17 protein-coding genes are annotated in these 21120 nt (G+C 69.8%); 12 read left to right on the top strand and 5 right to left on the bottom strand.

Going from position 1 to position 21120, the window contains the following annotated elements; translation table 11 throughout:
- Positions 1-56: 56 nt before the first annotated feature.
- A complete protein-coding gene (locus tag IMZ11_RS06730; protein WP_228638578.1) occupies positions 57-611 on the bottom strand; it encodes an EF-hand domain-containing protein in 555 nt (184 codons plus the stop codon).
- A gap of 210 nt (positions 612-821) precedes the next feature.
- Between IMZ11_RS06730 and IMZ11_RS06725 the strand changes: the two genes are divergently transcribed.
- From IMZ11_RS06725 to IMZ11_RS06680, 10 genes are all read left to right on the top strand, one after another.
- Complete coding sequence (locus tag IMZ11_RS06725) at positions 822-968, top strand: hypothetical protein (protein ID WP_228638574.1); 147 nt, start codon at positions 822-824, stop codon at positions 966-968.
- A gap of 152 nt (positions 969-1120) precedes the next feature.
- Positions 1121-1897: an IclR family transcriptional regulator gene (locus IMZ11_RS06720; RefSeq protein ID WP_082776441.1), complete on the top strand. Its 777-nt coding sequence runs from the start codon at positions 1121-1123 to the stop codon at positions 1895-1897.
- 198 nt (positions 1898-2095) lie between these two features.
- Positions 2096-3355 carry a cytochrome P450 gene (locus IMZ11_RS06715; RefSeq protein ID WP_228638572.1) on the top strand — a complete coding sequence of 420 codons (1260 nt, stop codon included), beginning with the start codon at positions 2096-2098 and terminating at the stop codon, positions 3353-3355.
- The gene (locus tag IMZ11_RS06710; RefSeq protein ID WP_228638569.1) at positions 3352-4461 is read left to right on the top strand and encodes a PEP/pyruvate-binding domain-containing protein; all 1110 of its coding nucleotides are present in this window, start codon (positions 3352-3354) and stop codon (positions 4459-4461) included. The genes IMZ11_RS06715 and IMZ11_RS06710 overlap by 4 nt, the downstream gene beginning before the upstream one ends.
- 37 nt (positions 4462-4498) lie before the next feature.
- A complete protein-coding gene (locus IMZ11_RS06705; RefSeq protein WP_228638566.1) occupies positions 4499-6322 on the top strand; it encodes a PEP-utilizing enzyme in 1824 nt (607 codons plus the stop codon).
- Positions 6323-6326: 4 nt separating this feature from the next.
- Positions 6327-7094: an SDR family NAD(P)-dependent oxidoreductase gene (locus IMZ11_RS06700; protein WP_228638563.1), complete on the top strand. Its 768-nt coding sequence runs from the start codon at positions 6327-6329 to the stop codon at positions 7092-7094.
- A gap of 19 nt (positions 7095-7113) precedes the next feature.
- Entirely contained in the window at positions 7114-7434 is a 321-nt protein-coding gene (locus tag IMZ11_RS06695; RefSeq protein WP_228638561.1) for a 2Fe-2S iron-sulfur cluster-binding protein, read from the top strand.
- Between the two features lies 1 nt (position 7435).
- Entirely contained in the window at positions 7436-8710 is a 1275-nt protein-coding gene (locus tag IMZ11_RS06690) for an NAD(P)/FAD-dependent oxidoreductase (protein WP_228638559.1), read from the top strand.
- Positions 8707-9375 carry an HD domain-containing protein gene (locus IMZ11_RS06685; RefSeq protein WP_228638555.1) on the top strand — a complete coding sequence of 223 codons (669 nt, stop codon included), beginning with the start codon at positions 8707-8709 and terminating at the stop codon, positions 9373-9375. Before IMZ11_RS06690 ends, IMZ11_RS06685 begins: the two co-directional genes overlap by 4 nt.
- Entirely contained in the window at positions 9372-10823 is a 1452-nt protein-coding gene (locus IMZ11_RS06680; RefSeq protein ID WP_228638552.1) for an aldehyde dehydrogenase family protein, read from the top strand. The genes IMZ11_RS06685 and IMZ11_RS06680 overlap by 4 nt, the downstream gene beginning before the upstream one ends.
- 51 nt (positions 10824-10874) lie before the next feature.
- On the opposite strand, the gene IMZ11_RS06675 is transcribed toward IMZ11_RS06680, so the two are convergent.
- Positions 10875-13268, bottom strand: a complete 2394-nt coding sequence (locus IMZ11_RS06675) for a glycoside hydrolase family 3 C-terminal domain-containing protein (RefSeq protein ID WP_308066759.1) — start codon at positions 13266-13268, stop codon at positions 10875-10877.
- 187 nt (positions 13269-13455) lie between these two features.
- Between IMZ11_RS06675 and IMZ11_RS06670 the strand changes: the two genes are divergently transcribed.
- Positions 13456-14046 (top strand): TetR/AcrR family transcriptional regulator, encoded by a 591-nt coding sequence (locus IMZ11_RS06670; protein WP_228638549.1) that lies wholly within the window; start codon positions 13456-13458, stop codon positions 14044-14046.
- 30 nt (positions 14047-14076) lie between these two features.
- Here the strand turns inward: IMZ11_RS06670 and IMZ11_RS06665 are convergent, their stop codons facing one another.
- From IMZ11_RS06665 to IMZ11_RS06655, 3 genes are all read right to left on the bottom strand, one after another.
- Positions 14077-15315: an MFS transporter gene (locus IMZ11_RS06665; protein WP_228638546.1), complete on the bottom strand. Its 1239-nt coding sequence runs from the start codon at positions 15313-15315 to the stop codon at positions 14077-14079.
- Between the two features lie 277 nt (positions 15316-15592).
- Positions 15593-16498, bottom strand: coding sequence for a 5'/3'-nucleotidase SurE (surE, locus tag IMZ11_RS06660; protein ID WP_228638544.1), 906 nt, complete (start codon positions 16496-16498; stop codon positions 15593-15595).
- 178 nt (positions 16499-16676) lie between these two features.
- A complete protein-coding gene (locus IMZ11_RS06655; protein WP_228638541.1) occupies positions 16677-17852 on the bottom strand; it encodes an ABC transporter substrate-binding protein in 1176 nt (391 codons plus the stop codon).
- 463 nt (positions 17853-18315) lie between these two features.
- On the opposite strand from IMZ11_RS06655, the gene lanL reads away from it, so the two are divergent.
- On the top strand, positions 18316-21120 hold the full coding sequence (gene lanL / locus IMZ11_RS06650) for a class IV lanthionine synthetase LanL (protein WP_228638538.1): 2805 nt from the start codon (positions 18316-18318) through the stop codon (positions 21118-21120).

The following is a 21120-nucleotide window of genomic DNA, read 5'->3' as shown; positions in this document are numbered from 1 at the left end:
CGGTTTCCGCTCAGCTGAAGGGCGGCTGAAGGGCGGCTGACGCGACGACCCGCGTCTCACCCGACGCGCGCTTCGGGGAACTCGAAGCGGCCGAACATCCAGGTGCCGGGTTCGTCCGGGTTGTCTCCCACCCAGAACTGCGTCCACAGCAGGATGAACTCCTCCTTGGTCAGGTATCCGTCGTCGTTCAGGTCGAGCAGTGAGAAGGTCGTGGCGGTGTCGATCGGGAACCCGTTCCACACCTCGATGAGCCGGCTGTACTCCTCGGCCGAGATCAGGTCGTCGCCGTTCTCGTCGATGATCTCGAACATGGCTTTGGCGGTGCCCTCGACGGAGGAGGTCATGTCGCCGAGCCGGTCGACGACCCGCAGCGTCGCCTCCAGGGAGACCTCGCCCTCCGCGGGGTCGGCGTCCTCGTCGGAAGCCGCCAGTAGGGTTGCCCACCAGCCCATCATCAGCGCCTGGACCAGGTGCCGGTCGGTTCCCTCCCGGTAGGAGGCCCACCGCTCGGCCAGCGCGGCGAAGTCCGACTCCTCCAGGACGCCGTTGTGGTCGGCGTCCAACAGGTGGAACGCGTTGGAGATCTTGTGGCGCTGGAACTCGCTGGACATGACCCTGCTCCGATCGTTGTCACGGACCCCACAGCGGTTGCATGCGCTCCTACAATCGTGTGCCGTCAATCGGGTGTGCTATCGCCACATGGATCCACCGCCTTCACCGATCAGTGATGTCATTGCTACTTCCTGTGACTTTCCGTACGGGCGCGGGCCCTGCACAGTGGTCGCCACGACCGTCGCCTCTGCTTGGAGTACGACCAGAGCGTGATCGTCGAGATCACCGATGGGCCCGGCCTGCGACCGACGGCCTTGCCCGGAACCGCTTCGGTCGTCAAAGATGGCGACAAGCTGCGGCGGCTCGTTCCGCACGGCGTTGACACGGGCGATGGGCCGGCTCCGGCTGACAGGTGAACAGGCTCACCGGCTGATCGGTTCGCGCGTCCACGACCGTCTCCTCACCGGGGCGGTAAGGAGACGGCGCGCGCACGTGCCGCGGTCGCCCGGCGGACCTCGGCTCGCAGCGCGTCATGCTCGGCTGACGCCGACGACTGGACGGAGGCCGTGTGCGCGCGAACGAGTCGGGACGATCGGTCACGTCACGTGTCCTATCGATTCTCGAAGCCTTCGAAACCCATGGGCCGAGCCTGTCGCTGTCGCAGTTGGCGGAGCTGACCGGCCTGCCTGTCTCCACGGCCCACCGTCTCTTGGGCGAACTGCACGCATGGGGAGCTCTCGCGCGAGACGACCAAGGGCGTTACCACGTCGGTTTGCGCCTGTGGGAGCTGTCGCAAAGCGCGGGCAGGCGGTTGCGCGACACCGCGCGGCCCTACCTGCAGGACCTGTTCTCTCTCACGCAAGAGACGTCCCATATCGCGATTCGTGAGGGCAACGAGGCGTTGTACGTCGACCGGGTCTACAGCTCCAAGCGTGTGCCGCGGGCGTCCCGCATCGGCGGGCGGCTGCCGCTCCACGCGACGGCTGTCGGCAAGGTGCTGCTGGCCTACGAAGAGCCGTGGTTTCGCGAGGCCTATCTCCACGGCGATCTGGAGGCCCGCACCGTGCGGACGCACGTCGACCCGGCAGGCCTGGCCGATGAGCTGGCGCAGATCGCCGAGCAGGGTTACGCCATCACGCTGGAGGAGGCTCGTGCCGGCGCCTGCTCCATCGCCGTGCCGGTTGCGGGGCGATCCGACCAGGTCGAGGCGTCGGTGGGCCTGGTCCTGCTGTCGACCCAGGGCAAGACGCTGACGCGACACCTGTCGGTCCTGCGCGGTGTGGCCTCCCGCATCGAGGCGGCCATCGCCCGCTACCCGTCCGGGTATCCACGGCAGCGCGGCTGACCGGTCCCGGGACGCGGCTCGCGTGCTCCCCATCCACAAGAACGCATGGGACGCGCGCTCAGATCAGCGAAGCCTGTCCGGAGAACCCTGCGCGCACGCTCGCTTCCGTTGAATGGAAACCGCGCATTGTGACCGGCAGCATATCGGCCTCACACTGATGAAACTTCGGAAATGCCCGAGTTGAAGTGGAGTTTGAGCGTGACCGCAAACCTCACCGCCGTCCCGCGATCGTGCCCCGTCCACCACGGGTATGAGCCGTTCGACCAGAACGACCCCTTCCCGGCGTACGCGGCGCTGCGTTCCGAAGAGCCCGTCATGTTCGACGAGCGCATCGGATGCTGGGTGGTCACGCGGTACGACGACGTCAAGGCGGTCTTCGAGGACTGGAAGACCTTCAGCAGTGAGAACGCCCAGGCGCCGGTCCGTGAGCGTGGGCCGGAAGCCACGCAGATCATGCTCGACGGCGGATTCACGGCCTATTCGGGCCTGTCGGCACGTGTCCCTCCGGAGCACACCCGCATCCGCAAGGTGGCCGCCAAGGCCTTCACGCCTCGCCGTTACAAGGCGCTTGAGCCGAGCATCCGGCAGCACGTCGTCACCCTGCTGGAGCGGATGCTCGCTCGGCCCGAGGCGACCGGGGACGTCGTCCGCGACCTCGCCTACGACGTCCCGACGGTCACCATCCTCACGCTCATCGGGGCGGACACCGGCAAGGTGGACACCTTCAAGCGCTGGTCGGACTCGCGCGCCGCGATGACCTGGGGCGACCTGAGCGATCAGGAACAGGTCCCGCACGCGCACAACCTCGTCGACTACTGGCAGGAATGCCTTCGCCTGGTGGCCGACGCCCACGAGCATGAGCGCGGCTCCCTGGTCGGCGACCTCGTGCGTGCCCAGGCCGCCGGAGACGAGATCACCGACCACGAGATCGCCTCCGTCGTCTACAGCCTGCTGTTCGCCGGTCATGAGACGACCACGACCCTGATCGGGAACGCCCTGCGTGTCCTGCTGTCGCATCGTGACCAGTGGCGGCGCGTCGTCGACCGTCCCTCGCTCATCCCCGCGGCCATCGACGAAGTGCTGCGCTACAGCGGATCGATCGTGGCGTGGCGGCGACGCGCGCTGGCGGACACGCGGATCGGCGGCGTCGCCATCCCGAAGGGAGCCGACATCCTTCTCGTCATGGGGTCGGCGAACCGGGACGCCGCCAAATTCGACGACCCGGAGGTCTTCGACATCGACCGGCCCAACGCGCGTGACCACCTCTCGTTCGGATTCGGCATCCACTACTGCCTGGGCAACATGCTCGCCAAACTCCAGGCCAGGATCGCGATCGAGGAGATCGCCCGCCTCATCCCGGATGTCCGGCTGTGCGAGGACGAGCAGATCGTCTTCGGTTCGAACCTCTCGTTCCGTTCTCCGGTCAGCGTCCCGGTGAAGTGGGAGGCCCGCGCATGAGCGGCTTCGACCCGCGGTACGTCCAGTTCTTCGACGGCGGAACCGCGCCGGACCATGCCCTCCTCGGCGGGAAATGCGCCTCCCTGGTCACGATGACCGCCGCCGGCATGCCCGTGCCGCCGGGCTTCGCGGTGACCACCGCGCTGTACGACGCGTTCGTCGAAGAGTCCGGGCTGCGCGACGTGATCATGAGCGGGCTCAACCGGCTCGACCCCGACGACGTGGCCAGCGTCGACTCCGTATCGGCGGCCATCCGCGACGAGATCTGCTCGCGCCCGGTGCCCGAGCGGCTCCGGCGCCCGGTGATCGAGGCGTGGGCGGACTTCCAGGGGCGGTTCGAGCGGCCGGTGCCGGTGGCCGTCCGGTCGTCGGCGACCGCCGAGGACCTGCCGGACGCGAGCTTCGCCGGCCAGCAGGACACCTACCTGTGGCTCGTCGACGAGCGCGATGTCCACGAACACATCCGCAAGTGCTGGGCCTCGCTCTACACCAGCCGCGCCATCACGTACCGGCTGCGGAACGCGATCTCCGAAGACGGACTCTCGATGGCCGTCGCCGTCCAGAAGATGGTCCATGCCCGGGTCGCCGGGGTGGCGATGACGCTCAACCCCCGCAACGGGGACCGCTCGAAGATCACAATCGACGCGTCGTGGGGGGTGGGCGAGGCGGTCGTCTCCGGCCACGTCACACCGGACAACATCGTCGTCGACAAGGTGCTGCTGTGCATTGTTGAGGAGCACGTCGGCGACAAGCACATCGAGCTGGTGCCCGACAGCGCCGGCGGCCGCCTCGTCGAGCGTGACGTGGACGCGGCCAGGCGGGCGGTCCGGAGCCTGACCGACGACCAGGTCAGGGCCGTCTCCGAACTCGCCAAGCGTGCCGAACGGCACTACGGGTGCCCGCAGGACATCGAGTGGGCGCTCGACGCGGACCTTCCTGACGGACAGAACCTGCTCCTGCTGCAGTCACGACCGGAGACCGTCCACTCGTCCAAGCCGAAGCCGGTCGCCGCACCGGCGAAGGCGTCCCCACCCAGCGTCGGCTTCAGCCTCGGCAGCATCACCGCGCATCTGACCGCGGGCCGCGCCGCAGGCGTGACGAACTGAACCGACCACCCCCCTCACGACAAGGACCCCGATAGCCATGACTGTCGAACCCGCAGTGAAGTCCTTCCCGCGGCCATCGGAGCTGCCGGTGCCTCCGGGCGCCGAAGGCTGGGAGAAGCTCTACCCCTACAACCTCGTGTTCCAGAACCTGAGCGGCTCGGACGACGAGAAGTTCTGGTTCTGCGACAGCCAGCACTGGCCGACGGTGTTCAAGCCGTTCGAGACCATCGGCGGCGAGTTCGCCGTCAAGTGCCTGGGCCAGTACAACACCAGGCACCTGCTCATCCCGCCGGCCAACGGCATCGAGTTCAAGATCCACCTCGGCTACCTCTACATGAGCCCCGTGCCGGTGCCCGAGGAGCAGATCCCGGCCCGGGTGCCCGAGTTCGAGCGGCGCGTCGGCCACTACTTCCAGAACTGGGACAGCCTGCTGGAGCAGTGGAAGCTCAAGGTCCGCGCCACCATCGACGAGCTGGAGGCGCTGACCTTCACGAGCCTCCCGGAGATGGTGCCGTTCGACGACATCGTCAGCGGCAAGGCCAAGGACGGCTCCGAAGTCCTGATGGAGAACTACGACCGGCTGATCCAGCTCGTCTACCAGAACTGGCAGTACCACTTCGAGTTCCTCAACCTCGGCTATCTGGCCTACCTCGACTTCTTCACCTTCGCCAAGCAGGTCTTCCCCGGCATCCCCGACCAGGCCATCGCCAAGATGGTCCAGGGCGTCGACATGGAGCTGTTCCGTCCCGATGACGAGCTGAAGAAGCTCGCCACGCTCGCGGTCGAGCTCGGCCTGCAGTCCGCGTTCGAGAACACCGACGACGTCGCTGGGACCCTGGCCCGGGTCGGCGACCTCTCCGGTGGGCGGCAGTGGCTGGACGCCTACCGCGCAGCCCAGGACCCCTGGTTCAACTTCACCGTCGGCAACGGCTTCTACGGACACGACAAGTACTGGATCGAGCACCAGGAGATCCCCCTGGGCTACATCAAGGACTACATCCGCCGCGTCGGCGAGGGGCAGCGGATCCTCCGCCCGATCGACGAGCTCGTCGCCGAGCGCGACCGGATCGTGGCCGAGTACCGGTCGCTGCTCGACGGGGAGAACCTGGCCGCCTTCGACGTCAAGCACGGTCTGGCCGTGACCGCGTACCCGTACGTCGAGAACCACAACTTCTACATCGAGCACTGGACGATGGGGGTGTTCTGGCGCAAGGTCCGCGAGCTCAGCAGGGTGTTCGTGGCGGCCGGCTTCTGGGCCGGCGAGGGCGACCTGCTGTACCTCACCCGCGGCGAGGTGCGCGACGCCCTGTTCGACCTCGTGACCGGATGGGCGGTCGGCGCCGAGCCGACCGGACCGAGCTACTGGCCCGCGGAGATCGACCGCCGCCGCGGCATCATCGACGCCCTCGGCAGCCGGCGTCCGCAGCCCGCGCTCAACACGCCGCCGGCCCAGATCACCGAGCCGTTCACGATGATGCTGTGGGGCATCACGACCGAGCAGGTCCAGCAGTGGCTCGGCGACGACTCCGGCGACGACACCGCCATCACGGGCATGTCCGCCTCGCCCGGCGTCGCCGAGGGCCGCGCCCGCGTCGTCCACCACGCCGACCAGCTGAGTGAGGTCCGGGAGGGCGAGATCCTCGTCGCCACGATCACCGCGCCGTCGTGGGGGCCGATCTTCGGCAAGATCAAGGCGACCGTCACCGACATCGGCGGCATGATGAGCCACGCCGCGATCGTCTGCCGCGAGTACGGCCTTCCCGCTGTCACGGGAACCGGCAACGGATCGACGACGATCCGTACCGGGCAACTCATCCGGGTCGACGGCGACGCCGGCCGTGTCGAGATCCTCGAGGACTGAGATCGTGCCGACCACCCCGGACGCCACAGGCGTCGGCCGCACCGTACTCGTCACGGGAGCGGCCGGCGGCCTCGGCCGCGCCTTCGCCCTGGGCTTCGCCTCAAACGGATATGCCGTCGCGGTCGCCGACATCGACGCCGGCGGAGCCGAGGACACCGCCCGGCTCGTCAAGGATGCGGGCGCCGCCGCCTGGCACGGACACGTCGATGTGACCTCCGTCGCCTCCACCGAAGCGCTCGCCGCGGCGGTGGCGGAATTCGGCGGCGGGCAGATCGACGTGCTCGTCAACAATGCCGCGCTGTACGCCACCGTGACCCGCTCACCTCTGGAGCAGATCGATCCCGCGGAGTGGGACCGGGTGATGGCGGTCAACGTCAAGGGACCGTGGCTGGTCGTGCGGGCGGCCAGCCCGTACCTGCCCGAGGGCGGCCGGGTCGTCAACCTGTCCTCGGCCACCGTCTACTCCGGTTCGGAGCAGTGGGCCCACTACGTCGCCTCCAAGGGCGCGGTCATCGCCATGACCCGGGTCATGGCCAAGGAGCTCGGCCGCCGCTCGATCACCGTCAACGCGATCGCCCCCGGCTTCACGTTGACCGAGGCCAGCTACGGGCTCATCGAGAACGCCGAGTCCTACGGTGTCGACCGGGGGGCGTTGCGACGCGCCGGCCGGCCGGACGACGTCGTCGGCGCCGCGCTCTTCCTCGCCGGACCCGGCGCCGCCTACGTCAGCGGACAGACCGTGGTCGTCGACGGCGGCCGCCAGTTCATTTGAGACCACCACCAGGAGCAGCATGCCGAAGATCACCTTCGCCGCGGCCGACGGCGACACGCGAACCATCGAGGCCAACGTCGGCGACTCGGTGATGGAGACCGCCGTACGCAACGGCGTCAGCGGCATCGTCGCCGAGTGCGGTGGGTCGCTGTCGTGTGCGACCTGCCACGTCATCGTCGACGAGCACGACTTCGCCTCCCTCCCGCCGATGGAGGAGATGGAGGACGAGATGCTGTGGGGCACGGCCGTCGACCGCACCGGCACGTCGCGGCTGTCGTGCCAGATCCGGGTCACCGAGGACATGGACCTGCGCGTCACCCTGCCCGAGACACAGGTCTGACATGGGCGAGAACGGCCTGTTGATCATCGGCTCCTCCCAGGCGGGGGTGCAGCTGGCGGTGTCGTCGCGCGCGCTGGGGTATGCCGGACCGGTGACTCTGCTGGGCGATGAGAACCACCGCCCCTACCAGCGGCCCGCCCTGTCCAAGGACTTCCTCCAAGACAAGATCACCAAGGAATCCCTGGTCTTCCGGAGCCAGGAATTCTGGGACGAGCACCGCATCACCGTCGTCAAGGGTGAACGCATCGAGAAGATCGTCACCGCAGCGGACGGCGCGGGCACCGCGTGGTCGGCCAGCGGGCGCGCGTTCCCGTTCGACCGGCTCGCGTTGACCGTCGGGGCGCGAGCCCGGCGGCTCGAGGTTCCCGGCGCCGACCTGGACGGCGTGCTCTACCTGCGCAACGCCGACGACGCGCTCGAGCTCAAGGCCCGTACGGCGGGAGCCGAGCGCGTGGTCGTCATCGGCGGAGGGTTCATCGGCATCGAGGCCGCCGCCAGCCTGCACGGCCTCGGCAAGCGGGTCACGCTCCTGGAGTTCGCCGATCGGCTGGTGGCGCGTGCCGTCGGCGCCGAGACCTCGCTGTTCATCCTCGACCACCATCGTCGAGCCGGCATCGACATCCGGCTCGGCAGTGCCGTGGACGAGATCGTCGGTCACGACGGCAAGGTGCGCGCCGTCCGCGTCGGTGGTGAGGAGATCGCGGCCGACATCGTCCTCGTCGGCGTCGGTGTCATCCCGAACACCGAACTCGCCGAGGCGATGGGGCTGCGCTGCGACGACGGCATCGTCGTCGATCACCGTGCCGTCGCCTCCGACGGCATGACCCTCGCCGTCGGCGACTGCGCCAACCTCCCCAACCCCGTGCCCGGCTCATGGGCGGGGGAGCGCGTCCGCTTCGAGAGCGTCAATCACGCCATCGAACAAGCCAAGGTCGCGGCGCACGCCCTGCTGGGGCGGCAGGAGGAGTACGGGGGCATCCCGTGGTTCTGGTCCAACCAGGGTGACCTCAAACTGCAGATCGCCGGCCTTTCGTCCGGCTACGACCGCTCCGTCGTCCGCAGCCCCGCCGACCCGCTCAAACACTCGGTCCTGTACTACCGCGGTGACCGCCTGATCGCCGCGGACTGCGTCAACGTTCCACTCGACTTCATGGCCGTCAAACAGGCGCTCACCAAGAGAGTGACGCTGCCGCCCGACGCCGTCGCCGACCCGGGCGTGCCACTGAGGTCGCTACTCGCCGAAGCCGCCGCCCCCCACGAAGGGAACCTGTCATGACCACGCCCCTCCCCGCGGCCCCGGTCCCGGCCAACGGGCCGGTCGACACCTCGCCGATCGTGCTCACCCCGGCCCGCGGCTCCGACCTGGACGCGATCTGGTCGGCGGTCGTGCCGGAGACCCGAGTGCGGTCCAACGACATCCACCTACCCGTGTCCCTCGCGTACGCCGAGCGGCTCTGCGACGCCCATCCCGAGGCGGACGCGCTACTCGTCAGGGTGGCGATCCTGCTGCACGACGTCGGCTGGGGGCGGGTCGACGAGTCACGCATCATCGCCGAAGGATTCACCGGCGACTGGCGCAAGGCCGCCATCCGGTACGAGCACGAGAAGCAAGGGTGCGAGATCGCCCGTGAGGTGCTGCCTCCGCTGGGATACGATGACGCCTTCATCGAGCGAGTCGCCGCGATCATCGACGGTCACGACACGCGAGCCGAAGCGTATTCGCTGGAAGACGCGCTGGTGCGGGACGCCGACCGTCTGTGGCGATTCGACCACGTCGGCATCGCGCTCGCCTCCGGGTGGTTCTCGATGGACCCGGCGACCTACTGCGACCGGCTGCGCGCTGAGATCGTGCCCGAGTTGCTCACCCAGGCGGCCATCGAGATGGCCCTGGCCTCACTGGCACGCTCCGAAGCCCTGTTGAAGACGGACGTGCTGCGATGATGCCCTGGACGCATGTGGACGACCACTTCGTCGATGGGGCGTGGGTGCCGTCCACCGGTTCGGAGCGCATCGAGATCATCGACCCCGCGACGGAGCAGATGTGGGGTAGCGTCCCGGCGGCCACCCCGGACGACCTCGACGCCGCGGTCGCCGCGGCGCGCCGTGCCTTCGACACCGGGCCGTGGCCGGGGCTCCGCCCGAGCGAAAGAGCGGAGGTACTGCGGCGGATCGCCGACGCGATCGAGAAACGCGCCGAACCCCTCGCGATCACCAACACGCGCGAGAACGGCTCGCCCATCTCCGAGACCGGGGGAGCCGCCGCCAACGCCGCGGCCATCTTCCGTTACTTCGCCTCCCTCGCCCCGGAGCTGGAGCGCGAGGACGTCCGCCCCTTTCCGTCCGGCGTCGGAGAGACGCTGGTCCGCCGGGACGCGATCGGCGTCTGCGCGCTCATCGCCCCCTGGAACTTCCCGATCAACCTCGTCGCGATCAAGCTCGCGCCCGCGCTGCTGGCCGGTTGCGCGACCGTCATCAAGCCCGCCGAGGCCACGCCGCTGTCGATCCGGTTCGTCGTCGAGGCAGCGGCCGAAGCCGGGGTGCCCCCCGGAATCGTCAACCTGGTAACAGGGACAGGGCTGACCGGCGACGCCCTCGTGCGGCATCCAGGCGTCGACAAGGTCGCGTTCACCGGATCGACAGACGTCGGCCGGCGCATCGCGGCCGCCTGCGGAGAACTGCTCAGGCCGGTCACGCTGGAACTCGGTGGCAAGTCCGCGGCGATCGTCCTCGACGACGTCGACCTCGACCACTTCTCTCAGGCGCTCATCCGGTCCTGCATGCGCAACACCGGCCAGACCTGCTACATCTCGACCCGGATCCTGGCGCCGGACACGCGGTACGACGAGATCGTCGACCGCGTGACCCGCACGATCGCCGCCGCACCTCAGGGCGACCCGTTCGACCCGGACACGGTCTTCGGGCCGGTCGCCACGCGCCGCCAGTTCGAGACCGTGTCCGAGTTCATCGAGTCGGCTCGCGCCGAAGGGGCGCGCGTCACCACCGGGGGACGCGCCCGCACTGACCGCCCCGGCTTCTTCATCGAGCCCACCGTGCTGGCCGACGTCACACCGCGGATGCGCGTGGCCCGCGAGGAGATCTTCGGCCCCGTGGTCACCGTGCAGCGATACGGCGACGTCGACGAGGCGATCCGCATCGCGAACGCGACCGACTTCGGCCTGGGCGGCATCGTGTTCTCCTCGGACCCGCGCAGGGCGCTGGCCGTCGCCGAGCGGATCGACACCGGATCGGTCGGCATCAACTTCTTCGCCTCCAACCACGCCGCACCGTTCGGCGGGCGCCACGACTCCGGCCTCGGCGTCGAGTACGGCGTCGAGGGATTGGCGCAGTACACCGCGTACAAGTCGATCCACCGCCGGGCATCCGCCTGAACGGTTTTGTAGATCGACTTGTACGCGGACGCGAGCACGCCGGCGCTTCTCCTACAGGGTCAGGGCGGTGGTGAGGCGGATGTCGTCGAGCGAATGCCCGGTTTGGAGCACGTAGTCCCCGGAGAGCAGGCGCCATCCGTCCTCGCTCCAGACCTCGGCCGCGCGGCGCGGGATCTCCACGGACACCTCGGCGGTCTCGCCGGGGCCGGCCTCGGCCACGGCGAACCCGACCAGCCAGCGGGAGGGCCGGGACTCGTCGGGTGCCGCGGGCGCCAGGTAGACCTGCACCACCTCGCGGCCGGGACGGTCCCCGGTGTTCCGTACCCGGACGGTGAGCGTCGCGTCGGCGTACTCGGCGGAGGCGTAGTGCCAGGTCGTGTATCCGAGTCCGGTTCCGAACCCGAAGGCGGGAGCCCTACCGGACCGCTCCCAGGCGCGGTAGCCGACGAAGACGCCCTCCTCGTACCGCAGCACACCGTCGACGGGGGTGACGTCGACGACCGGGCAGTCCTCGAGCACGCTCGGCCAGGTGGTCGGCAGGCGGCCGCCCGGCTCCGTACGGCCGAGCAGCACGTCGGCCAGCGCGTGCCCGCCCTCCTGGCCGGGGAACCAGGTGAGCAGGACGGCCGCGACCTCGTCCCGCCACGGCATCTCCACGGGTGAGCCGGCGTTGACCACGACGACCGTCCGCGGATTGGCGGCGGCCACCCGGGACACCAGCTCGTCCTGGCGGCCGGGCAGCTTCAGCGACGTGCGGTCGAAGCCCTCGCTCTCCACCTCCTTGGTCGTGGCCACGACGACCACGGCGACGTCCGCCGCCGCGGCGGCCCGTACGGCCTCCTCGATCAGCTCGTCCGGGTCGAGCGACGGCTCCCGGTGACCGAGCGTGGCGCCGACGAAGGGGAACGACAGCAGGTCGGACTGGGGCACCGTGTGTTCGAGGCGGACGTCGACCGGCTCGCCGGCGGGCAGCTCCACGTCGACGACGGTGTGCGGCGGCGCCATGAACAACGCGACCGGATCGTCGCTTTCCGGCACCATCGTCGCGTCGAAGCAGGTCCGTCCGCCGACCACGAGCCGGAAGCGGCCCACCCCCTCGATCGAGAGCCGGTGCACTCCGCCGACTTCGGGAGTGAACGTGCCGGTGATCTCGACACTGCGCAGCATCTCGAAGGGGACGCCTTCCGGCATCTCGCCGAGCCATTGGATCGTGCCCTCGGACAGCGCGAAGTCACCGAGCACCCGCCCGTCCTCCGCCCGGCAGACCGCGCGCAGCGGGAACCGCGCCGGGTTGAACCGGCCGCTCGGGTCGGCTCCGCGGGCGTACGCCATCGGGATCCCGGCGGAGGCGAACCCCTTGTACGGCGACACGACATGGGAGGGGAAGACCTGGGCGCTGCCCCCGCCCATCACTCGGGCATCCTTGGCCGCTCCGCCGATGAGGGCCACGCTCGTGTCCGGGCCGAACGGCAGCACGCCGTCGTTGCGCACCAGCGTGAACGACGCCGCCGCCACCTCACGGGCCAGCGCCTCGCCGTCGACGGCCGGCAGGGGGTCGGCGCGGCGCGCGTCCTCCAGGGCGCCCACCCGGCGGGCCAGGGTGAACACCCGGCGTGCGTGCTCGTCCACGACCTCCTCGTCCAGCTCTCCGGCGCGTACGGCCGCCGCGAGCGCCGGGCCGTACACGGTCGCGGGGCCGGGCATGGCGATGTCGAGTCCTCCGAGCGCGGCGCGGATCGTGTCGCGGGCGGCCGTCCAGTCGGAGACGATCACGCCGTCGAACCCCCACTCGTCGCGCAGGACCTTGTTCTGCAGCTCGTCGTGTTCTGTCATGGTGGGGCCGTTGACGCTGTTGTAGGCCGCCATGACGCCGAACGGCCCCGCCTTCTTCACCACGACCTCGAAGGGCGCGAGGTAGAGCTCGCGCAGGGCGCGTTCGCCGACCAGGACGTTCGCGGTCATCCTCTCGGTCTCGAAGTCGTTGGCCACGAAGTGCTTCACCGTGGCGGCGACCCCGCCCTCCTGGACTCCGGTGACGTACGCGGCGGCGATTTCACCGGTCAGCACCGGATCCTCGGAGTAGCACTCGAAGTGGCGCCCGCCGAGGGGAGAGCGGTGCAGGTTGACGGTCGGTGCCAGGAGCACGTGCACGCCCTTGCGGCGGGCCTCCTGCGCCAGCAGGTTGCCGACGCGGCGGGCCAGCTCCACGTCCCAGGTCGCGGCCAGGGCGGTCGGGCTCGGCAGGGCGATGGAGGGGTCGTCGGCCGTCCATCTGGCGCCCCGGACGCCGATCGGCCCGTCCGACATGACGACCGACTCCAGGCCGGCGCCGGACGCCGCGGGCAGGCTCCACATGTCCTGACCGGCCAGAATGCGCGCCTTGGTGTCCAGGTCGAGTGTGCTCAGCGCCTGTTCCACGATGTCGTCGTGCTCGGTTCCCGACACGGTCAGCGAACCCCCTTGATGTGAGTGACCAGAACTGTGCCCACGATCACGCCGATCTCTCCGGATCTCGCTGTGATGCGCTTTCCCCCGGAGTATGCCCGCGATTACCGAATGGTCGGTAGGCCAAGATATGTAATCGTTATGTCCGCTGGTCGCGTTAGGCTCGGCGCGACGAGAGGAGTGATCCATGGTGCGGCGCCGAGGGACACGCGAGAGCCGGCGGGAGGAGATCCTGCTGGCCGCGCTCGACGTGTTCGCCGAACGCGGCTACACGGGGGCGTCGATCGCGTCGATCGCCGAACGGGTGGGCCTCAGCCAGCAGGGTGTGCTGCATTACTTCCCCAGCAAGGACCGGCTGCTCGCTGAGGTGCTGCGGCTGCGCGACGAGCGCAACCTCGACGTGCTCGTGCTGCCGGGCGAGGGTGGGGCGATCACGCTGGACACCGTGGCCGCCCTGGTCGAGTACAACGCGCAGCGCCGCGGCATCGTGCAGTCCTTCACCGTGCTCTCCGCGGAGAGCGTGATCGAGGGCCACCCGGCCAGGGACTTCTTCAAGGAGCGCTACGGAACCTCCCGCGCCTGGATGGCGGAGGTGATCCGCGCCGAACTCGGCGACGAACTGCCCGCCGGCCTCACGCCCGAGCAGGCGGCGCCGCTGATGTTCGCGGTGATGGACGGTCTGCAACTCCAGTGGCTGCTCGCCCCCGACGAGATCGACATGCCGGGGTTGTTCCGTGCCTTCCTCTCCCTTCTGAAAGGCGTACCGCGTCCCTTGTGACGGCCTCGCCGCGTCCCCGTACGGCGGATCTCAGCGGACGGTTTTGACGCGTAGCACGGTCAGCGCGCCCGCGACCGCCACCACGATGGCGGTCACGAAGAGCGCCGGGTAGCCGCTCAGCTCGATGATGGCCGCGGCCACGAAGGGCGCGATCATCTGTGGTCCGGCGTTGGCGATGTTGAGCACGCCCAGGTCTCTGGCCGCGTTCTCCGGGTTGGGCAGGACGAGGGTGGCCAGGGCGGTGTCGACGGCCATGTAGGTACCGAAGCCCACCCCGGAGACCGCCGAGAAGATCGCCATCCCGGTCCAGGTGGGCGACACCAGCGGGATCAGCAGCGCCAGCCCGGAGATCGCGCTGGAGACGAACACGAACAGCCGGTACCGCTGCAGCTTGTCGGCCAGCGGACCTCCGATCAGGGTGGCGACGACGGAGGCGATCACATTGATCAGGGTCAGGGCCGCCACACCCTCCACAGGCGTCAGGCCTGCGGGCATCCTGATGTGGTCCTGGAGGATGAAGAGCTGGAACATCAGCACCATGAAGTAGCTGAGGATCATGAGCGCGCGGCCCAGAAACACCCACATGAAGTCGCGATGTCCCAGGGCGGACAAGAAATCCGCCAGCACGGCCAGGGGCGATCGGCGCTCCTTGACCACGATCCCGTACTCCCCGGGGCGGGGGTCCCTGCTGAACAGCACCAGCAGGACGGCGGAGGCGACCACGCCCCCGCCCAGAAGCAGGAAGCCCGCGAGCGAGCCGGCGTACCTCGCCGCCACCTGGGTGCCGACGACGGCGGCGACCGAGGTCGCGACGCCCGCGACCGCCGAGGCGATGCCGCGCCGCTCCTTCGGCACCCGATCCGGGACGATGGCCGTGAGCGCGGCCTGGAACAGGTTCATCATGGCCTGGGCGATGGACCAGCTGATGAGGATCAGGGTGACGGTGCTCGCTGTGCCGAGGAGCCACAGCGCGGCGAACGCGGCCAGCGCGCCACCCAGCAGCCAGGGGTTCCGGCGGCCGAAGCGCGAGCGTGTCCGGTCGGAGAGCGCGCCGCCGATCGGGTTGAACACGGTCGCGAAGATCGCGCTGACCCCGGCGACCATGCCCGCGTTGGCGACCTTGTGGACGGGGTCGGCGAGGGCGACGGCGCTCTGCACGAGCGGGCCGCCCACGCCGAGGTAGACCGCGAACATCGCGGTGTTGGCGACGAACAGGAGCCCGAAGAGGCCGGTCTGGTTCGTCCTTTGGGGAGTGGTCCTGACGGTCATGATGCTCCAGGGGTGATCGGCATCAGTGGTTGCGACGGTCCGAGGACGGGAGAGGCGCGGTGGCTCGCCTCGTGCGGAGGCCGTGCCGGGAAGGTCTGGATACAGCCGTCGAGACCTGCCATGAAGTCCTCGAAAAGGTGGCGATGGATCGTGTGCCCGGCGCCCTTCGCGACCCGCACGTCGAAGCCTCTGGCGACGAGGGCATCGGCCGCCTCAGGAGGGGGACGAGGTCGCTCGGGCCGGCCGTACCGGTGACGGCACGACGGGCTCGGGAGGGTCAGCGCAGACCGGCGAGGCGTGCGTGGGTCGCGGCGTAGGTCGCCGGGTCGGCCGTCCAGTCGGCGTCGATCGGGGTGATGCTGACCTTGCCCTTGGTGAGGGCGGCGAGGTCGCTCCCCGCCTCGCCCTCGGTCTCCGCGTAGGAGACCTTCATCGTGAAGGTGTCGCCGCCGCTCGGCTTGTAGGTCACGCCGAACAGCTCCTCGCGGGTCTGCCGGGTGAAGGCGACGCCGGTCGGCGAGGCGAGATCGGGACGCGTCGGATAGTTGACGTTCAGACCGGCGTCCTCGGGCAGCAGGCGCCCGCCGCGCGCCGTGCGCTGGAGCCGTGCGACCAGTCTGGTGATGAAGTCCGCGGTGGCCGGCATGTTGGCGACCGTGTTCTGCATGTCGTCGAAGTCGAACTCGGTGCTCACCGCGATGGCCGGCACGCCGAGGTCGATCGCCGTGACCGCGGCGCCGACGGTGCCGGAGTTGTTGACGATGCCGCCGACGTTCTGCCCGAAGTTGGTGCCGGAGACGACCAGGTCGACCTTGCCGCCCGCGAGGACGTGGCCGAGGCCGAACAGGACCGAGTCGGCCGGGGTCCCGTCCACGGCCCAGACCTTGTCGGACACCTTCGTGGCGGTGACCTGGTGGCCGTCCTCGACGGTGCGTTTGGCGCTCGCGCCGCTCTGGTTGGCGGCCGGGGCGACGATGGTGACGTCGTGCCCGGCGGCGGTCAGTTTGTCGAAGACGGCCGTGATACCGGGCGCGGTGTAGCCGTCGTCGTTGCTGAGCAGGATGGTCAGCGGCCTGGCGGCGTCGGGACGCGGGACGGAGGCGCCGGCGGAGGCGGTGGGGAGGGCGGCAGCGGTCACGGCCACGGCGGTGAGGAAGGCGGAGTGTCGGCGGTTCGGCTTCATGGGGGGCTCCGAATCTCGCGAGGGGTATCGCTGACGAGGAGCATGAGCTATCAGACCGAGTACTCGGTAGATCTTGTTGCTGGATCGTTACATATGTCACGTCGGGCCGTGATCCGCCGTGACGAGTCCGTCTGCCGCTTCGGCGCTCTGCCCGCCTCGCCGTAGCCTCTGTGCTCGCTCAGCCGACGTGGAGGATTCGAAAGCGATCGGGTTCCGCCGGATCTCGATCGACGACTTGGATGGGCGTCCACGCCCATTGCCAAACGCTGATGCCTGGCGTGCGAGAGAACCGGATCTGCCCGCGGGTGCCTTCGACTGCGACGCGCGGCCAGGATTCGGCAGTGCGCGCCCGGTCCGCGCCGTGAGAACGCAGCACCTCGGCGAGCACGGCGACCGTGTCGTAGCCCTCGAAGGCGACGAAGGAGGGCGCTACGGCCAGCCGCTCGCGGAGGGCCGTCTCGACTCGTGCACCGAGAGGGCCGAGGCGCTCGGGCAGGTAGCGCAAGAACGGGATCGCGGCGCCGTCGTCGCCCAGCAACCTCGCCCATTCGGTGAACTCCGGTTGCCCGGCCGGAGCACCGATCATGATCTCGGCGAGGCGCCGGTCGTGGCGGACAGACGTGACGATCGACACTGCCGGCTCCGGGTGGCCGACCAGAAGAAGGAGGGCCGTCGCGCGATTGTCGAGGAGTGCGTCGCACACGGCCGAGGGGGTGAGCGCGCGCATGTCGAGTTCGATGACGGTGCCGCCGCGGGGAGCGAGGTAGTCCCGGAGAATGCGGGTGCCAGACGCCCAGTAGACACTCGGCTCGGCCGCTACGGCGACTCGACTGTGGCCCGCGCTGAGGAGGAAGTCCGCGTAGATCCGCCAGCCGTGGGACTGCGCCGGGGCGAGGCGCGCGACCCATTCCGTCGGCTGTTCGGTGAGCGTGTCGAGAACCGCTGACGAGCAGAGGAACGGCAGGCCGAGGGCGTCGGCCCTGGCGGCGGCCGCGCGAGCGACGACGCTGTGGTACTCCCCAGCCAAGGCGGCCACGCCCAGGCGAGCCAATTCGTCTACGGCCGCCGCGGCCCTCTGTGGATCGGCCGCGGTGTCTCGGACCACCAGTTCGAGTGGTCTTCCGACGATCCCGCCGGAGTCGTTGACGTCGCGAACGGCCAGCTCGAGTCCGGCGAGCAAGTGTCGGCCTGCCTCGACCCAGCCGGGCCGAGTCAGCGGAACGAGAGCACCGATCTGGACGGATGATCCGTCAGTCCGCTCCGCTCCAGGTGGCGATGGCGGCGTATTCATGTGTTGGCGTCTCCCGTGTGACGATTCGGTGGCGATATGCCCGGATCGCAGAGTATTGCCCACCGACAGCGACGGCTCCGGCCGCTCCCACCGGCCGTTCGTCAGATCACCACGTCCCCCGGACCGTGATCATCTACAACCTTGATCCACTTTCGCAACAGGCCCTGGGCCTGGTCAGCGTGGACTCCGCCACGGCTCTCGCCCACCACTACGCCGCCGGGATGGCCCTGGACCAGGTGGCACACGTATGGCGTACACCGGCTCGCCGTCAACAGTGCGTTCGCCGGAGCCCGTACCCGGCCGTGAGCGCCTGCGAGGCCTGCCGCACGGCCGTCTCCGGTGAGCGCGCTCGCCACTGGACAAGCCACGGCGGGCGGTGATCGCCGTCCTGCCGCGACCCCGGCCATCAAAGTCTTCCAAAGATCTCCAAGATTCTCCCATCGAGCCACAAGGTCCCTCGGCGACTCTTCTGCGGGGGCGGAGAGCCGATCTCAACGGGCTTCCGTGAGAAAACGGGGGTTGGGGAATGGACATTGCGGCTGTAGGGGAGTGCGCGCACGCGGACTCCCACCTGCTGGAGGACATCGCCAGGGCCGCTCTCCGGCGGCGGGTGGGCCAGGCAGGTGCCGATCCGGTGATCGAGGGCGATTGGGAGATCCGCCGCAGTAAGCCCTGGACGTATCTCATGCCGTCCGCGCTCGCCCGACGGGCGCAGGGCTGGAAGCTGCACGTGTCGGCGACGCAGTTGTCGGCTCCGGTCGTGCTGGCCAGGGTGGCCGACGTGCTGGCACGCCGCCGCTGCCCGTTCAAGTTCGCCTCGACGTTCGACGATCTGGCCGGCCTGCTCTCCAGAGGCACCGACCGTGGGGCGGTCGGCAAGTTCATCACCGTCTATCCGCCGGACGACGAGACGGCTGTGGCGATCGCCGAGGAACTGCATGCGGCCACCTACGGCATGCCGGGTCCGCCAGTCCTCTCCGACCGGCCCTATCGGCCGGGCAGCCTGGTCCACTACCGCTACGGAGTGTTCTCCGCGCCAAGCGTGCTGGACAACGACGGCTCCTACACCTCGCCGCTGATCGCGCCGGACGGCACTCGCGTGACCGACAAGCGCAACGCCTGGTACTCCCCGCCGGAATGGGCCGCCTGTCCTTTCGACTCGGGTCAGGCCCCGGCGCGGACCACTCCGCCCGAGGCCGTACTGCTGGCCGACCGGTGGGTGGTGCGCCAGGCGCTCCGCCACAGTGCCAAGGGCGGGGTGTTCCTGGCGGAGGATCGGCTCACCGGCGATCAGGTGGTGATCAAGCAGGCGCGCGCGCACCTCGGCTCCACGCTGCTGGGGCACGACGAACGCGACCAGCTCCGCCACGAGGCGCGCATGCTCGAACTTTTCGGGCCGCTGGGCATCACCAGTCGCGCGGTGGACCTGTTCGAGCAGGGGGACGACCTGTTCCTCGCACAGGAGCACCTCGACGGTGTGGTGCTCAGCGCATGGGTCACCGAGGAGAGGTTCGCCGACCCCACCCGCTGGCGGGACACGACGGTGACCGTGGCGCGCCGCCTGGCCGCCCTGGTCGGCGCCGTCCACGAGCAGGGGTACGTGCTGCGGGATCTCACCCCCAACAACGTGATGGTCGACGGCGACGGCGACTGCCGGTTGATCGACCTCGAGATGGCCGCCGTACCCGGCGCTCCCGTGACCACGGCCTACACACCCGGCTACGCGCCGCCCGAGCAGGTGAACGCGCCCAAGCACGCCCCCGCGCAGGGGGTCGAAGTGGACCTGTACGCCCTCGGGGCGACCGTGCTCTTCCTCGCGACGGCCTGCCGGCCCATGGTCGCCGACGACGAACCGGACGGCGTCCGCCCGCTGGACTCCCGGGTGGAGACGATGGTGCGCGTGGCGACCGCGGGCGACGCCGTGGCCGAGACGCTGGCGCCGATGATCGTGGGCCTGATGCGCGAAGACCCGGCACAGCGCTGGGATCTGCGGCGCGTCCGGGAGTTCCTCGACACGCTGGACACCGGGCGCCGCCCCGCGGACACCCGGGTCGCCCCTTACCGCCTCGGCATCGAGGAGCAGGACCGTCTGCTCCACGACGGGATCGTGTACACGCTCCGGCGGATGAACGGCGACGCCCTCGACGATCCCATCGGCCGCGGCCGCCTGTGGCCCACCTCGGGATTCGGGGAGACGGCCGACCCATGCGCCGTCCAGTACGGTTCCGCCGGAGTCCTCACACTGCTGTCCGCACTGCTGGCCCCTCCCTCCGGAACACGGACCGGCCTCCCGGAGTCCTGGCGAAACGGTGTCACCGCCGGGCTCAAGGACGCCGCCGACTGGACACTGCGGCGTGTGCGGGGCGAGATACGGCCCTCTCCGGGGCTGTACTTCGGCCGGGCCGGCATCGCCTGGGGGCTGCACGAGGCCGGTCAGGCGCTCGACGACCACGACCTGCGCGCGGCGGGCGTCGAGCTGGCGCTGGACCTGCCGGTCACCTGGCCGAACCCCGACGTGTGTCACGGCCTCGCCGGGACGGGACTCGCCCTGCTGCGCTTCTGGCACGCCACGGGCGACGACAGGTTCCGGGACATGGCCGAGCGGTGCGCCGACACCCTCCTCGCGGCCGCCGAGCGCACACCCGGCACCGTCTTGTGGACCATCCCCCGGGATTTCCCCTCGGGACTGGCCGGCGTGGTCCACTACGGCTTCGCCCATGGCGTCGCCGGTATCGCCACCTTCCTGCTCGCCGCCGGCGCCGAGCTGGGGCGCGACGACTGCCTCGAGACCGCCGTGCTCGGCGGGCGGACGCTGCTGGCGGCGGCCGACCACGTCGCCGGCAGCGCCTGGTGGGCTGCGTCCCCGGGCGGCGGCGGCAAGCTGCCGCACTGGTGCAGCGGCTCCTCGGGGGTCGGCACCTTCCTGATCCGGCTCCACCGCGCCACAGGTGACGCCCGGCTGCTGGAAGCCTCGAGGGGCGCCGCGGCCGCCGTCCGCGTGTCGGCGCTCGGTTCGGGGACCACCGCGTGTCATGGACTGGCCGGCGACGGGCAGTTCCTGCTCGACATGGCCGATCTGCTCGACGAACCGGCGTACCATGCCGAGGCCGAGGAACTCGCCGCGGGCCTGTGGACGCGTGCGGTGGTGCGGGACGGGCTGCTGGTGGTGCCGGACGAGAACGGCACCGAGGTGAGCTTCGGCTGGAACACCGGCCTGGCGGGTGTCCTGGACTTCCTGCATCGGTTGCGTCACGGCGGCCCCCGTTCCTGGATGGTCGACTCCGTCACTGTTCCCGCGGCACCGGCCACGGCCGTCGGCGTGGCACGATGA

Source organism: Microtetraspora sp. AC03309 (assembly GCF_020826795.1).
Lineage (GTDB): Bacteria > Actinomycetota > Actinomycetes > Streptosporangiales > Streptosporangiaceae > Microtetraspora > Microtetraspora glauca.
This window is presented reverse-complemented; position numbering and strand designations above follow the sequence as displayed.

Excerpts from the sequence above, each read along its gene's own strand:
- IMZ11_RS06730 (WP_228638578.1), bottom strand. The coding sequence starts at position 611 with ATGTCCAGCGAGTTCCAGCGCCACAAGATCTCCAACGCGTTCCACCTG.
- IMZ11_RS06710 (WP_228638569.1), top strand. The coding sequence starts at position 3,352 with ATGAGCGGCTTCGACCCGCGGTACGTCCAGTTCTTCGACGGCGGAACC.
- IMZ11_RS06705 (WP_228638566.1), top strand. The coding sequence starts at position 4,499 with ATGACTGTCGAACCCGCAGTGAAGTCCTTCCCGCGGCCATCGGAGCTG.
- IMZ11_RS06695 (WP_228638561.1), top strand. The coding sequence starts at position 7,114 with ATGCCGAAGATCACCTTCGCCGCGGCCGACGGCGACACGCGAACCATC.
- IMZ11_RS06690 (WP_228638559.1), top strand. The coding sequence starts at position 7,436 with ATGGGCGAGAACGGCCTGTTGATCATCGGCTCCTCCCAGGCGGGGGTG.
- IMZ11_RS06685 (WP_228638555.1), top strand. The coding sequence starts at position 8,707 with ATGACCACGCCCCTCCCCGCGGCCCCGGTCCCGGCCAACGGGCCGGTC.
- IMZ11_RS06680 (WP_228638552.1), top strand. The coding sequence starts at position 9,372 with ATGATGCCCTGGACGCATGTGGACGACCACTTCGTCGATGGGGCGTGG.
- IMZ11_RS06670 (WP_228638549.1), top strand. The coding sequence starts at position 13,456 with ATGGTGCGGCGCCGAGGGACACGCGAGAGCCGGCGGGAGGAGATCCTG.
- IMZ11_RS06665 (WP_228638546.1), bottom strand. The coding sequence starts at position 15,315 with ATGACCGTCAGGACCACTCCCCAAAGGACGAACCAGACCGGCCTCTTC.
- surE (WP_228638544.1), bottom strand. The coding sequence starts at position 16,498 with ATGAAGCCGAACCGCCGACACTCCGCCTTCCTCACCGCCGTGGCCGTG.
- lanL (WP_228638538.1), top strand. The coding sequence starts at position 18,316 with ATGGACATTGCGGCTGTAGGGGAGTGCGCGCACGCGGACTCCCACCTG.